Source organism: Maribacter taeanensis, assembly GCF_047345145.1.
Classification (GTDB): Bacteria; Bacteroidota; Bacteroidia; order Flavobacteriales; family Flavobacteriaceae; genus Maribacter_C.
Genome location: NZ_JBLFER010000004.1, coordinates 126,329 through 139,980, shown reverse-complemented (window position 1 = coordinate 139,980; position 13,652 = coordinate 126,329). Strand labels below are relative to the sequence as shown.

Here is a 13,652-nt window from a genome sequence, read left to right as displayed (position 1 = left end):
TTATTCAGTTTTATTTATAGGAGTGTAAATATCTCTTTGAAATTTTGATTCATGGGATTTCTTATATTTGGAATCTAACAAAATGCTACACCTATGAAGTCCAGATTGTTTTACGGAATCTTATCTCTTTTATTTTCATGCATGACATTTGCTCAAGATGCAAAAGCTTTAGAAGGCACATGGAATCTTACCATCACCGAGGATGGAAAGAAAGTCCCTTCTTGGTTAGAAATTAGTCACTCTGGTAACAATACTTTAGTGGGACGTTTTTGCTATAAGTTTGGAAGCGCGAGACCCGTTGCTGAGGTAGAAGTGAATGAAGGCAAATTTAGTTTTTCAATTCCGAAACAATGGGAGCCAGCAGGGTTTGACATGCAAATCATAGGAATGCAAGATGGTGACGGATTAAAAGGCAACTTGGTTTACACGGATGGAAAAGTATACCCGTGGACCGCATCTCGTTCTCCAAAATTGGCTTACAATGAAAATCCGAAATGGGGTAAAGAAAGAAAGCTTTTTAATGGTAAAGATTTAGGTGGATGGACACCCGTGGGCGAAAATCAATGGGTAGTGGAAAATGGTGTTTTGAAGAGTCCGAAATCTGGAGCAAATTTGGTAACAGATGAAAAGTTCACGGATTTTAAATTACACGTTGAATTCAAATACCCAAAAGGTAGTAATAGCGGAATTTATCTACGCGGGCGCTATGAGGTTCAGATAGCTGATAATATAGGTTTGACGCCTTCGAGTTTATATTTCGGTGGTATTTACGGATTATTGACACCCAATGAAAATGTTGCGAAATCGGCAGATGAGTGGCAAGAATATGACATTACTTTAATTGGGCGACGCGTAACAATAGTCGCCAATGGAAAAACCATTATCGGTAATCAAAATATTCCTGGAATGACTGGCGGCGCTTTGGATAATGATGAAGCTGCCCCCGGGCCACTTATGATTCAAGGTGATCATGGTCCTGTTGAATTACGGAATATTAGAATTACAACAATCGCGAATTAATTACAAAAGCCCAACCATCAAAAACCCGAGATAGGTGCCAAGGGCATTTCCTAAAGTTCCGACTAAAATTCCTGGAAGGATGAGTTCTTTTCTTTTAAAAGATTCTGCCAAGGCAATGGCACTGCTACTTCCTCCGATATTGGCCTGACTGGCTATGGCGACCATTTCCCAATCTCGGAATGAAATCCCCCCTAACAAGATTATGACTACACCATGAATTAAAACTGCCAAAGAGGTGAATAAGAATAATGTCCATCCAACTTCTTTGAGCTCGACCACTGCACTAATCTCGCAATAGGCTCCGATAACTGCTAGAAATAGGAATATCAAATACAAGCCTAAAGTATGACTACCTTTGAGATTCGAAATCAAGGGGATTTGTGCCATTAGAATTCCTAGAGTAGAGAGTATCAAAATAAAAGGGACACTTGGTAACCATAATCCTATCAATTCGGAAATATAAAAGGCAGCGATCCCCAAAAAGAGCAACCATATTAAGGAGGTGAAGTCCATCCTATCTTCTTCCTCTTCCTCTTCATCCTTGGTCTCGTTAGTTACTTTGGTTTCAATTTTTTTATCCTTCCAGAAGGTTCTCAACACCACGGGAAACAATATATTAATGATAATCCATGCAGCAGTAACCACATTGTCAACGGCAATGGTTCCAGCATACAAGGCTCCCTTTTCTTGGAAATCATATTCCAAGGCTACGGCATTGAAGTTGACGCTTCCCCCAGTATACGTACCAGTTAGCATTCCAGCAATAATATTGGCATTTTCACCCAAGATCTCCTCAGGGGCAATCAGATACCATGCCGCAAGAATTCCCAAAACTGTTGCCAAAGAACCAATCAAGAAAAGGATAATCATTGGTGCTCCGGCCTTTTTTATGGATTGTAAATTTACATTCAACAACAGATAAAATATAGATATCGGTGCCAAATAGGTGAAGATTCCGCTATATAAGGGAATACTATTTGAGGCTGAGGGAATGAGTTTAAGGTTGGCTATTACAGCCGTGAAAAGAATAACCAGCAAAGCTGCACCCAATTTTCCGCCCAGTTTGGTCTTACCGGCATAACTTGCCAAAATGACCATTAAGCATAGGACTGCCAGAACATAAACGGGATTTTCGATAAAGGTCATTGGTTAAAGATAGGAAAGTAGGTTTTGATATTAAAGACGATAGCCAGTTAGGACTGTTTATTTCTGGAATTCTCGTAAATAAAAACAGCTTTTTAATACCCGTTTTCATACAATATTTACACAAATTATCTGTTTGGTAATAAGCGCGTTAGCTAAAAAAAGACAAGCTGACCGACCATACGAATAAAACCTACGTCCTATGAAAACTTTAAACCAACTTTTTGCATTCGCAAGTATCGGCCTATTATTGGCTTCTTGTAGTGCTACAAACCAACTTACAATGAGTGCTGTTGAACCCGCTCCGGTTCATATTGCTTCAGATGTGCAACACATCGGTATCATTAACCGAAGTCTTCCCGCCGAAGGAAATCATGGTATCGATACCATAGATAAAATATTGACGGCCGAAGGAAAAAATCTTGATAAACATGGTGCTGAAGCTTCTTTGGCTTCGGTAAAGTCTGAACTGGAACGTTTACAGCGTTTTAATAAAGTAGCTATTTTAGAAGATATTCCCGAAGTAAGAAAAGGTTTAGGTGTATTGCCTGCTGCTTTGACTTGGGATCAAGTAGATAAAATTTGCGAGGAGCATGATGTAGATGTATTATTCTCTTTGGCATATTATGACACCAATACCAAAGCTTCAGCACAAGCTACTGAAATGGAGCTTCCAAATCCGGTAGGAATAAAAGCCAAAGTTCCAGCGGTTTCATTAACGCTTCGTACTCAAATTCAAAACGGATGGAGAATCTACGATCCTGCCACAAAAGAAATTTTAGATGAATATTCGTTCAATAACAATTTAGTAAATAGCGGTCAAGGCATTAACCCTATGAAAGCGGTTAAGGCCATTATGAATCGTAAAGAGGCTGTTGTTGAAACCAGTAGTCATATCGGTGATTACTATGCAAGACGTATCACACCACAATCGCGAAGAGTTACGCGTGATTACTTTGTAAAAGGAACTGATAAGTTTGAAATTGCAATGCGAAGAGCACAAGCCGGGAAATGGGATAGTGCGGCCGAACTTTGGAGTGAAGAGGTTTCAAATCCTGATGGAAAGATTGCGGGTCGTGCATGCTACAACATGGCGATTATCAATGAAATTAACGGAGACTTAGACAAAGCCTTAGATTGGGCACAACGTTCGTATTCTGATTACGACACCAAAGAGGCTTTACGATATGTCAACATTTTGAAATATCGAATGGCTCAAAAGAGAGAATTGAAACGACAGTTGGCCAGATAAGCCGGTACAAAATAACATAAAAAAACGCCAAGCAATTTGCTTGGCGTTTTTTTTTAAGATTTGCACATAAAAAACTATAATTCCAAAGTATCTTAGCGCACCAGTGTTATTAATGAAATAATCAAAAAATAATTTGGTTGTTACAAGGCAATAACTCAACTAGCATCTCAGTTATAAAAGGTAATTTGTTCTAAATAAGATGATGAATATGGAGGAAAAAAAGATAGTAAATGAAGGGTCATTACAAGCAATACTAAAAGTATTGACTTTGTTTTTTGTTCTATTTCTATTTGCATGTGGATCTTCGGATGAAACTACACCTATTGTTGAGGCTACAGAACCTGAACCAGAGGAAGAGGTAATGGAAGAAACTCAACCAGAGCCGGAACCGGAACCAGAGCCTGAAGGCCCAACTAGTTTAGATGCCAATGAACCACCATCGGTTAATTTTAATTTAAGTACTTGGAATATCAGTATTCCCACCGATGAGGATGGTAATGATAAGGCTGATACAATTAAAGAGAATGCTTTAAATGATGGATATGAAAATGAAGTTTATTTCTATACAGGCGATGATGGTGGTATGGTTTTTAAATGCCCTATTGCAGGATTCAAAACATCGGCAAATACAAGTTATACTAGAACAGAATTGCGTGAAATGTTACGCGCTGGCAACACCAATATTGATACCCAAGGTGTGAACAAAAACAATTGGGTTTTTGGCAGTGCCCCGCAAGCAGACATCACAAATGCTGCCGGTTACGACGGAGAATTAAAAGCTACTTTAGCTGTAAACCATGTAACGACTACTGGTAATGATGGTCAAGTAGGTCGTGTAATTGTGGGTCAGATACATGCCAATGATGATGAACCTCTTCGTCTATATTATCGAAAACTACCAGATAATGATCTGGGCTCCATTTACTTTGCTCATGAAGAAAATGCCGCAGGTGAGACCTATTATGAAATGATAGGCAGTAGATCAGGATCTGCATCCAACCCTTCAGATGGTATCGCCCTTGGTGAGAAATTTAGCTATACTGTGAAAGTAGTTGGCAACGACATGTGGGTGACAATTTCTCGTGAAGGGAAAGATGATATTGAACAGTATGTTGACATGAGTAATAGTGGTTATGATGTAGGTGGACAATACATGTACTTCAAGGCTGGGGTGTACAATCAAAATAACACTGGTGACGACGCAGATTATGTGCAGGCAACCTTCTATAGTTTGTCAAATACGCATAGCGAGTAAGGTCTCTTGTTTTGAAACAATATTATGTAAAGCTGTATTTCCTGGAAGTACAGCTTTATTTTGTTTTGAAGCATTCTTTTCTCAAGCATTTAATATCCTACAGCACCACTATCTGGTTGTGAAGAATCAGAAGCACCGGTAAACACCTTCTTTTCAGAATCGTAAGTGATTCCCATTAATGCACCCATATTGTTTCTTTCTTTTAAAGTATGCCCTCGCGCTTCTAGTGCTTTTCTTGTGTCAGGAGACAAGAGGTATTTCTCATAAACAATTTGATCAGGAAGCCATTGATGGTGGATTTTTAATGCCTCAATTGCCTTATTTACCGGCATTTCAAATTCTAAAACGTTTAGTACGGTTTGAAAAACGGTATTGATAATAGTTCTGCCTCCGGGACTCCCAATTACCAAATAGGGTTTTCCATTTTTACCAACAATTGTAGGTGTCATGCTTGATAGCATTCTTTTTTCAGGTTCTACTAGATTAGGAGTTGTTCCAATTTGACCATTACTTTTTGTAATACCTGGTTGCGGGTTAAAGTCTCCCATTTCGTTATTAAAAATGAAACCTAGCTCATTAGATCCCATTTGTGATCCAAAGCTGTATTCTAAAGTATAGGTAAGAGATACGGCGTTTCCTTGTTTATCCATTGTGGATAGGTGCGTGGTATTTGCACCATCATAAAGTCTCCCAAATTGTGTAGAATCACTCACAGATGCTTTTGCCATGTCAATCTCTTGAAATCGCTTTTTGGCGAAAGCTTTGGAAGTCAATTTGTCTAGAGGGATATTCAAATTAAAGTCCGGATCACCTAAATGCTCAGCGCGATCAGCAAAAGCTCTTCGCATAGCTTCAGCAACAAGATGTAAATGATCTGCGGAGTTGAACTCCATAGTTTTAAAATCAGCAAGTTCCATCAAATTCATCATTTCAACAAGAGCTACTCCGCCTGAACTTGGTGGTGGCATGGAATAAATATCGTACCCTTTGTAACTTCCCTTAATGGGTGTGCGTTCAATGGCTTGGTATTTTACTAAATCTTTTTTGGTGATGATACCCTCATTTTTTTTCATGAATGCGGCGATAATTTTAGCAGTTTTACCTTTGTAGAATCCGTCACGACCTTTATCCCGAATTCGAGTTAAGGTTTCTGCCAATTCGGTTTGTTTCCATATTTCATTGGGTTGAGGAATCGCTCCACTTTCATTCCGAAAATATACATCCATAAAGGCATTCGTATTGCCCTCTTTTGTAAAATAATTGGCAGCGTTGAATAAAGACCAATTGAAGGCAAAACCATTTTTAGCTTGATCTATGGCTGGTTGGACTAAATCTTTCCAGGGAAGCTTGCCATATTTTTGGTGAGCGAGGTATAGTCCTGCAACGGTTCCGGGTACTCCAATTGCCTTTGCGCTAAAATGATTGATACCATCAATGAGCTGACCTTCTTTATCCAAGTACATATCATTTGTTGCGGCCAGGGGAGCTTTTTCACGAAAATCAATCGTAGTAGTTTTTCCTTCGGAATTCATAAAAACTATAAATCCACCTCCTCCGATATTTCCTGCTGATGGATGCGTAACTGCAAGAGAAAATGCCGTTGCAATAGCGGCATCAATAGCATTACCACCTTTTTTTAGAATCATAGCACCAACTTCAGAAGAACCCCTGTCAGATGAAACTACCATCCCATTTTTTGAATAGGTTTGGGCGTTTAATAAGGCAGTATTTACTGCCAAAAGGGATAAGAGGGTAAAAGAAAATATAGTCTTTGGGAAAGTCATAAGTGGTTGGTTTAATAGTTTGAGATTTGAGACAATAGCAAGACTCATCTCCGATGGATGAAGATAATAATTTAAGATTGAACTGGAGACTTCTGGAAACTCCGGAGAGCTAAATAAAGAAGAATGATTTACAACAAGCCTCTGGCCTTAATTTCTAAGTACTTATTAATGGTGTTGATGGTAAGATTTTCAGGCTTTGTCAAAATGGTTTGTATGCCGTACTGCTGCAATTCTTTTTGCATTATACGCTTTTCTAAGGAAAATTTTTCCGCAATGGTTTTATGATAAATGGTTTGAAGATTTTCTGCATCAATAGAAATGAGTTCTTCTAGTTCTGTATTTTCAAAAAATACTACTACCAAAACATGTTTTTTAGCAATGGCCAAGAGAAAAGGAAGTTGGCGCCTCATCGCCGAAATATGTTCAAAATTTGTATAGAGAAGTAGTAGACTTCTCTGGTTGATTTTTCTTTTAACATGCGCATAAAGCATGCCAAAATCAGAATCTGTAAAGGCTGTATTAATGTTATAGAGTTTTTCTAGAATGGTATTTAAGTGGGTTAGTTTTTGAACAGCAGGCACATAGGATTCTATGTTTTTTGAAAAAGCGACCATGCCGGTTTTGTCATTCTTTTTAAGAGCAACATTTGAAAAAGCTAGAGTTGAATTGATAGCATAATCCAAAAGTTTTAAACCGTTAAAAGGCATTTTCATTACTCTACCGGTATCAATGATAGAATAAATGGGCTGTGATTTTTCGTCCTGGTACTGATTCACCATTAAATCGACGTTCTTGGCCGTTGACTTCCAATTTATCGTTCTAAAATCATCGCCTTGCACATATTCTTTAATTTGCTCAAATTCTTGTGTATGACCAATACGACGTATCTTCTTCATCCCGAATTGCGTCAGCTTATTGCTTATCGCTAAAAAGTCATACTGCTGCATCTGAATGATACTTGGGTATACAGGCACCATTTGGTCTTTTTGGAAGACATACTTCCGTTTTACGATACGAAGCGCTGAAGAAGCAAAGACAATAAGATTTCCGAAGTAATATTCTCCACGATCAACCGGGCGTACTGAATATTCAAAATCTTTAGTCTGGTTTTTAAGCAAACTAGTTTTGTGTTCAAAATCACGTTTTTGAAACTGAATAGGTAATTCATCAATCAATGAAACATGAGTTTTAAACGCATACTTTGAAGTAAAGCGAATTGCAATGGGATTGAGATCACTATTCGATAATTTTTTAGGCAATTTCCTTTCTGCTTCAATGCGTTTTCCTGAAACATACAATAGATTAACATCTAAAAAGAAAAGCGCTAACAAAACAAAAGTTAGAAGCCATGCCACTGGATAAAGAACAGGTATCCAAAAGGAAAGCATAAAACACGCCGCAAGAATGGCGATATACCTGAAAAAGGAATTATGTATATAGAATGACTTTAAAAATTGCATTCGCTTATCTTGGTATTTCGACAGATTCTATAATCATGTTTATTACACTTTCAGAAGTCATACCTTCCATCTCACGCTCAGGGGTTAAAATGACTCTGTGATTCAGTACAGGAACCAAGGCTCTTTTAATATCTTCGGGTACCACAAAGTCTCTGCCATTAATAGCGGCAAAAGCTTTAGATGCATTTAAGGTAGCAATTGATGCTCGTGGCGAACCACCCAAATAGAGGTGTGGATGATTTCTCGTCTTTGTAATAATATCAGCGATATACTTGATGATTTTCTCTTCAACTATAACATCTTGAATCTTCGATTTGAAATCGATTAATTGCTTCGGAGTCAAAACGTCTTTTATAAGTGTTTGCGCCTTTGATCCTTTGCGTTCGTGATGGGTTTGAATAATTTTCACTTCTTCGTCAAGCGAAGGATAGTCCACTTTAATTTTGAATAAAAAACGGTCAAGCTGAGCTTCAGGAAGCGCATATGTACCTTCTTGCTCTATCGGATTTTGCGTTGCAAGTACTATAAAGGGTTCATCCATGGGGTAGGTGATGCCATCCATTGTTACTTGGCGTTCTTCCATGGTTTCAAACATGGCAGCTTGGGTTTTTGCTGGAGCTCGATTGATTTCATCTATGAGTATAATATTAGAAAAGATAGGCCCTTTTTTGAACTCAAACTCTGAAGATTTTACATTGAAAATCGAAGTTCCTAGTATATCACTTGGCATTAAATCAGGCGTGAACTGAATCCTACTGAAATCCGTTTTTAAGGTTTTTGCGAACAATTTGGCAGTAATAGTCTTCGCGATACCAGGTACACCTTCAATAAGCACATGACCGTCAACTAAAAGGGAGACGATTAGTAACTCAATGAAATTTTGCTGGCCAATGATGACTTTAGCAAGTTCGGCTTTTACAGCTTCTACTGCATTTTTTAAATCTTCTAAAGGAATGCGATTATCGAAACTCAGGTTATTGACGTTTTCTTCTTTCCCTTCAGGGATTTGCTCGCCCATATTTTGGTCATTATTTTCCATTGGCTTTATGTTTAAATTTTTCAATTGAACTATTAAGTTTTGTTAGATCAGAATCAGTTACTTCAGTTTGATTCCCCAGTTTTTTTAAGAAGTCAAATAACTGTTTTATTTCATCGGAAGAATGCGAACTTCTAGAGGCTAAGTTTTGATAAAATTCTTCTTCGCGATGAATGGTTTGTATATAAAAATGAGAACGTATGTACTCTAGAAACTGATCTATCTTATGTCCTGAAATCGCCTTTTGCTGCCCTTTTTCATAATACATATTTGCAATAGTACGTGTGAAGGCAAGGGTTTGATTTTTTAAGGGAACAACTACGGGAATAGCTCTTTGTTTTCGCTTTCCTTCAAAAATTACATAAATCAGAGCTCCGATGAGTACGAGATAATAGGCCCATTTAAATTCCTTGGTATTCAGAAATATATACATTGGTGATGTATAGAATTTCTTCCCTGCTTTATAATGATTGTCTATATAAACAGGCTTGGAATTGTCTATGTAGGAAAGCAGTCCTGCTGTATAATTTCTATTATTATCTTTTAGGATAAAGTAATTTGTGAATGCTTTCGGAAACGTCGACAAAATGATTTTTCCATCACCAAAACCTTGGCGGATGGCATTGAAATGCTTTTTCTCTAGCGCTAGAGAATCCTCATAATTATTAACAATACCTAGCACCTTTGTATTTAGCGTGTCAATAGTTTCAAAAAAGTTTGAATAGGTATCCTTATCAAACGGATAGGCGGTATCTGGTTTTAAATTAGGATTAACTAGTTTGTGAATTTGTTTTTGCGCCTCCCCGAAGCCTGCAAATAAACCTGAGGTGCTAAGTCCGAGTGTATCTAATAGGTCTTCTTCAAAAGAGGTTGATGCTATAAATAAGGTGTTTCCTTCCGAAGTCCAATCTAATAATTTTTCTAATTCAGGACCTCCGAATTTGATATTTTCGTTTACCAAAAAGTAAGTGCCCTCGGCTTCAAAATTAGCATTCAAAAATTCAAAGGGGGGTACTTGTACGTCTTGAATAGCATCAAATTTTTCATCTAGTAATTCATGAAGTACAAAAGTGCCAAATGGAATTTTATGTTGTGAAACATACGAGGGAAACCAATTGAGTTCTTTAGGTTTATTATACTGTAAAACCATTAATGCTAAAACAGTAATAACAGCGATTACAATATATATATTGGTTTTTTTACCCATTCTTCACCATTTTTTGTTGTTGTAAAAAAACGGTTTCGGCTTTTTGATATTTCGCTTCATCAATGGCGAAATCTCCATACCAGGTGTAATCGTAGATACGCTTTATTTTAGAAAAGGACTTTTGTAAATCTGGTTTTTTGATCTCTGCTAAATAGTCGTGATTTGTTTTTTGTATTTGCCAATCGATAAGCTCTTTATCACTCATCAATTTTAAACTGTAAAGAAAAGAATATCGAATGGCCAATCGATAATTTTTATCGGCGAGTGCTTTTTGAATTAAAACCTGAATATCTTCATGCTTAATAATCTGTTCTTCTTCTGATAAACCAACAAATGCCTTAGCTTGATGCTTACCGCTAGGACTACTTGCGTTGACATTCAGAAAAAACCGAATGAGCACAAAAAGAAGCAATATCAATAGGAGATAGGGCACGACTCTCAAGAAAGCGGCTAAAACTCCGACTGCTTCTTCTACACCGAAAATCCATTCAAATAAGCGCAGAAAAAGATTTCCTACCCATGTTTTAAAATCATCCCACCAAGTGGGGTTATTTTCTACAATTTCATAATCAAACTTAGGATCGTTTTCATATTTGCGAGTATCTTCTTCATTAATTTCTAATACCTGAAGCTTAGTATCATCGTACTGCACTTTAGTTGAATCTTGCTGGCCCAAAAGGGAAGGCAGACTTAATATCAGAAATGAAAGGAAGAAAAAGAATTTCTGCATTATAACCGATCAGTATTTTCTCCTAAACCTTGGATGCGTTCGTAAGTTCCGGTAAAGTTCTTTCTCTCATTCAGATTAAAATAGATTAGGGCACCTGCTATTACTGAAAATAGGTTTAATAGGAATTGTGCTAAGGCACCTACCATATTCAGAAATAGATATATCGGATCTTGGAAAAGTCCCCCCATACTTTCTGCATCTACTTCACCAGATAGAATACCCATTTTTGCATATTGATAAATTGCCGCCGGAATTGAAAAGGCATAGCTTGCAATACCAACAATAATGACCATAACTAGAAGGGTGGCAAAAGTGATGAACCATTCATCTTTCACCAGCTTAAAACTATGACCGTAAGATTCAGTGGCACCCATTTGATCGAATACTAAAACACTAAATGAAAGAGAAAGTGGCACCCATAGATATACTCCAGGAATACAACAAACCATTATACCTACCATAACGGATATACCTACCAAAAAACCAAGACCTAGAAAACTTCCGAATCTTTTGTAAACATCTGATTTGATTTCATCGAAATTTGTCTCTCCTTTTCCATTCGCATATGACTTTATATAATGCAATACTGTTGATTGTGACATCACATAAACCGTAACTAAAGAAACAAGGTATAGTATTGCCACAATGAACATTGTGGCAAAATTGGCAGCTTCTAGACCGGAACCAGCACCAGCACCAGCCAATATACTATTGAAACTATTTCCCGCAAAATACATGTAGAGCGCTAAGGAAATCATCATGACTAAAAGATACGGCCCAACAATTTTAAAGAAGGTATTGAAAAATGGTTTGAACTGATTTCTAACAAAAGCAAAAGTGTCGGACAAAACATCACCTAATTCGCGCTTTTTTTTAAACTCTATATACTCGTTCATTCTGTGGTTTTTTTATGAAGTTGGTATGGATAAATGATATAATAAAATACAATTAATGCAAGTGAAGAAAAAATGATAAAGATAGCTAGCCAATCAGGCATTTCAGTATGGCGGGTGACAAAACCCTCAAGAAAACCAGCAATTATAAAAAAGGGCACGGTGCTTAACATGATTTTTAAACCATTGATCACGCCTCTTTTAAATGATTCAAGTCTAGTGTAGGTTCCTGGAAATAGCATTCCGTTGGCTAGAACCAGTCCTGCACAGCCAGCAATAATAATGACTGATATTTCGATGGTGCCGTGAATCCAAATGGTACGGACAGATTCCCACCCTAATCCCTTATCAAAAAAGAAATATTGAAAACTACCCAACATAATGCCATTTCTTAGCATGATGTATAAGGTGCCTATTCCCAATAAAATTCCGTAAGCAAAAGCATACAATGCCACGGTGATGTTATTGATGGTAATGCCTAAGAACATATTGAACTCCCCTTGTTTTTTATAAACGGCCATGGGGTCTTTGTTTGCAATATTTTCAAGGGTCATATTTACATAACCATCACCCAAAATGGACCTTACAAAATCACCCTCATTGGCTGCGGAAAATGCACCAACTGCCGTAAAAAAAGCAAATACTAAAAAAGCAATTAGAAATTCACGTCTATGATAATAGAACATGGTTGGAAACTCAGTTTTCCAGAAACTGATGATACGGTTTTTTGACTCTTTTTTAGTCTTATATATCTGTCCGTGAGCCTGAGATGCAAGTCCGTTTAAATAAAATTCAGTATTGCTACCCGAGTAAAATGTTTTCGCATAACTGAGGTGATCTGTAATTTCAATATACAGATCAGACAATACATCAGGCGCAATCTCCGTTTTCTTCGATAGTGCGTTTTCAAAGACGGCCCATTTATCTTTATTTTTTTTTACGAATGCGGCTTCTCGCATTAATGATTGGGGATTAAGAGGTTGGTTAGACTTGTGTTGTAAGAACTAATATTATCTATTTTTGTTGTAGTGTTGTACGGAATTTAGAGAAAAGGTTTATGAAAACACTACATAAAGAATAAACTTAAATTAAAAATGAAAGACAATTCGCTGAATAAAGAAATGTGTTCCTACACTCAAAGAAACTAATAATATGGAACAATTTCAAATTGAAACTGCTCAAAATATAAGTATTAGCCAAAATACCGCGCATCTTGGAGAACGTATCTTGGCATATATAATTGATGGTTTAATAACAGGAGTGTATATCTTCCTTGTCATCTTACTTTTAGTCTCCATGAATTTCGAAATGGCAGACATGTGGGCACTCTATTTGGTAATGAATCTACCGGCATTTCTCTATCCATTACTGCTTGAAACTTTTATGAATGGTAAAACTGTAGGTAAAAGCCTAATGCAAATTCGTGTTGTGAAAATAGATGGTTCTAAACCCAATTTTTCAAACTATTTCGTGCGTTGGGTGCTGCGGATACTTGATATTTCTCTATCGTCGGGAGGTGTTGCAGTACTCACCATATTGTTAAGAGGAAAAGGACAACGTGTTGGAGATATAGCCGCAGGGACCACAGTAATTAGTGAGAAGAAAAGAGTTTCTGTAAAGGACACTTTGTTACAAGAATTACCTGAAGGTTATTCACCTAGTTTTCCACAAGTGACGATTTTTAAAGATCGTGAAATGCAAACCATAAAAGAATTATATGCCTCTGCAAAACGTAATGGAGATCATAATATCATTCTATCATTAAGTGAGCGAATCAAAAAGGTGACCGGTATTCAAACCGAATTAAAACCTATTGACTTTGTAAGTATCGTTATTGATGATTACAGTTTTTACACACAACAACTCTAGTGC

At 37.2% G+C, this 13,652-nt stretch carries 12 protein-coding genes; 4 read left to right on the top strand and 8 right to left on the bottom strand.

From position 1 onward, the window contains the following. Nucleotides 1–93: 93 nt before the first annotated feature. Entirely contained in the window at nt 94–1,020 is a 927-nt protein-coding gene (locus tag ACKWCD_RS14025) for a family 16 glycoside hydrolase (protein ID WP_413984588.1), read from the top strand. Here the strand turns inward: ACKWCD_RS14025 and ACKWCD_RS14020 are convergent, their stop codons facing one another. Next, the gene (locus tag ACKWCD_RS14020) at nt 1,021–2,166 is read right to left on the bottom strand and encodes a DUF819 family protein (protein WP_413984587.1); all 1,146 of its coding nucleotides are present in this window, start codon (nt 2,164–2,166) and stop codon (nt 1,021–1,023) included. 199 nt (nt 2,167–2,365) lie between these two features. On the opposite strand from ACKWCD_RS14020, the gene ACKWCD_RS14015 reads away from it, so the two are divergent. Further along, nucleotides 2,366–3,415, top strand: a complete 1,050-nt coding sequence (locus tag ACKWCD_RS14015) for a DUF6340 family protein (RefSeq protein WP_413984586.1) — start codon at nt 2,366–2,368, stop codon at nt 3,413–3,415. A gap of 208 nt (nt 3,416–3,623) precedes the next feature. After that, entirely contained in the window at nt 3,624–4,670 is a 1,047-nt protein-coding gene (locus ACKWCD_RS14010; RefSeq protein WP_413984585.1) for a polysaccharide lyase family 7 protein, read from the top strand. An 89-nt stretch (nt 4,671–4,759) separates the two neighbouring features. Here the strand turns inward: ACKWCD_RS14010 and ggt are convergent, their stop codons facing one another. The 7 genes from ggt to ACKWCD_RS13975 form a co-directional block, all read right to left on the bottom strand. After that, on the bottom strand, nt 4,760–6,454 hold the full coding sequence (gene ggt, locus ACKWCD_RS14005) for a gamma-glutamyltransferase (RefSeq protein WP_413984584.1): 1,695 nt from the start codon (nt 6,452–6,454) through the stop codon (nt 4,760–4,762). A gap of 128 nt (nt 6,455–6,582) precedes the next feature. Beyond that, nucleotides 6,583–7,914 (bottom strand): DUF58 domain-containing protein, encoded by a 1,332-nt coding sequence (locus ACKWCD_RS14000; protein ID WP_413984583.1) that lies wholly within the window; start codon nt 7,912–7,914, stop codon nt 6,583–6,585. Between the two features lie 4 nt (nt 7,915–7,918). Continuing rightward, nucleotides 7,919–8,932 (bottom strand): AAA family ATPase, encoded by a 1,014-nt coding sequence (locus ACKWCD_RS13995; RefSeq protein WP_413984777.1) that lies wholly within the window; start codon nt 8,930–8,932, stop codon nt 7,919–7,921. 10 nt (nt 8,933–8,942) lie between these two features. Further along, nucleotides 8,943–10,157, bottom strand: a complete 1,215-nt coding sequence (locus tag ACKWCD_RS13990) for a DUF4350 domain-containing protein (protein ID WP_413984582.1) — start codon at nt 10,155–10,157, stop codon at nt 8,943–8,945. After that, nucleotides 10,150–10,887, bottom strand: coding sequence for a DUF4129 domain-containing protein (locus tag ACKWCD_RS13985; RefSeq protein ID WP_413984581.1), 738 nt, complete (start codon nt 10,885–10,887; stop codon nt 10,150–10,152). Before ACKWCD_RS13985 ends, ACKWCD_RS13990 begins: the two co-directional genes overlap by 8 nt. Continuing rightward, entirely contained in the window at nt 10,887–11,783 is an 897-nt protein-coding gene (locus ACKWCD_RS13980) for a hypothetical protein (protein ID WP_413984580.1), read from the bottom strand. The genes ACKWCD_RS13985 and ACKWCD_RS13980 overlap by 1 nt, the downstream gene beginning before the upstream one ends. Further along, complete coding sequence (locus ACKWCD_RS13975) at nt 11,780–12,739, bottom strand: stage II sporulation protein M (RefSeq protein ID WP_413984579.1); 960 nt, start codon at nt 12,737–12,739, stop codon at nt 11,780–11,782. Before ACKWCD_RS13975 ends, ACKWCD_RS13980 begins: the two co-directional genes overlap by 4 nt. Nucleotides 12,740–12,932: 193 nt before the next feature. On the opposite strand from ACKWCD_RS13975, the gene ACKWCD_RS13970 reads away from it, so the two are divergent. After that, complete coding sequence (locus ACKWCD_RS13970; RefSeq protein WP_413984578.1) at nt 12,933–13,649, top strand: RDD family protein; 717 nt, start codon at nt 12,933–12,935, stop codon at nt 13,647–13,649. Nucleotides 13,650–13,652 lie beyond the last annotated feature (3 nt).

Coding starts and splice junctions, on each gene's coding strand:
- ACKWCD_RS13970 (WP_413984578.1), top strand. CDS start 12,933: ATGGAACAATTTCAAATTGAAACTGCTCAAAATATAAGTATTAGCCAA.
- ggt (WP_413984584.1), bottom strand. CDS start 6,454: ATGACTTTCCCAAAGACTATATTTTCTTTTACCCTCTTATCCCTTTTG.
- ACKWCD_RS14010 (WP_413984585.1), top strand. CDS start 3,624: ATGGAGGAAAAAAAGATAGTAAATGAAGGGTCATTACAAGCAATACTA.
- ACKWCD_RS14020 (WP_413984587.1), bottom strand. CDS start 2,166: ATGACCTTTATCGAAAATCCCGTTTATGTTCTGGCAGTCCTATGCTTA.
- ACKWCD_RS14000 (WP_413984583.1), bottom strand. CDS start 7,914: ATGCAATTTTTAAAGTCATTCTATATACATAATTCCTTTTTCAGGTAT.
- ACKWCD_RS13995 (WP_413984777.1), bottom strand. CDS start 8,932: ATGGGCGAGCAAATCCCTGAAGGGAAAGAAGAAAACGTCAATAACCTG.
- ACKWCD_RS14015 (WP_413984586.1), top strand. CDS start 2,366: ATGAAAACTTTAAACCAACTTTTTGCATTCGCAAGTATCGGCCTATTA.
- ACKWCD_RS14025 (WP_413984588.1), top strand. CDS start 94: ATGAAGTCCAGATTGTTTTACGGAATCTTATCTCTTTTATTTTCATGC.
- ACKWCD_RS13985 (WP_413984581.1), bottom strand. CDS start 10,887: ATGCAGAAATTCTTTTTCTTCCTTTCATTTCTGATATTAAGTCTGCCT.
- ACKWCD_RS13990 (WP_413984582.1), bottom strand. CDS start 10,157: ATGGGTAAAAAAACCAATATATATATTGTAATCGCTGTTATTACTGTT.
- ACKWCD_RS13980 (WP_413984580.1), bottom strand. CDS start 11,783: ATGAACGAGTATATAGAGTTTAAAAAAAAGCGCGAATTAGGTGATGTT.
- ACKWCD_RS13975 (WP_413984579.1), bottom strand. CDS start 12,739: ATGCGAGAAGCCGCATTCGTAAAAAAAAATAAAGATAAATGGGCCGTC.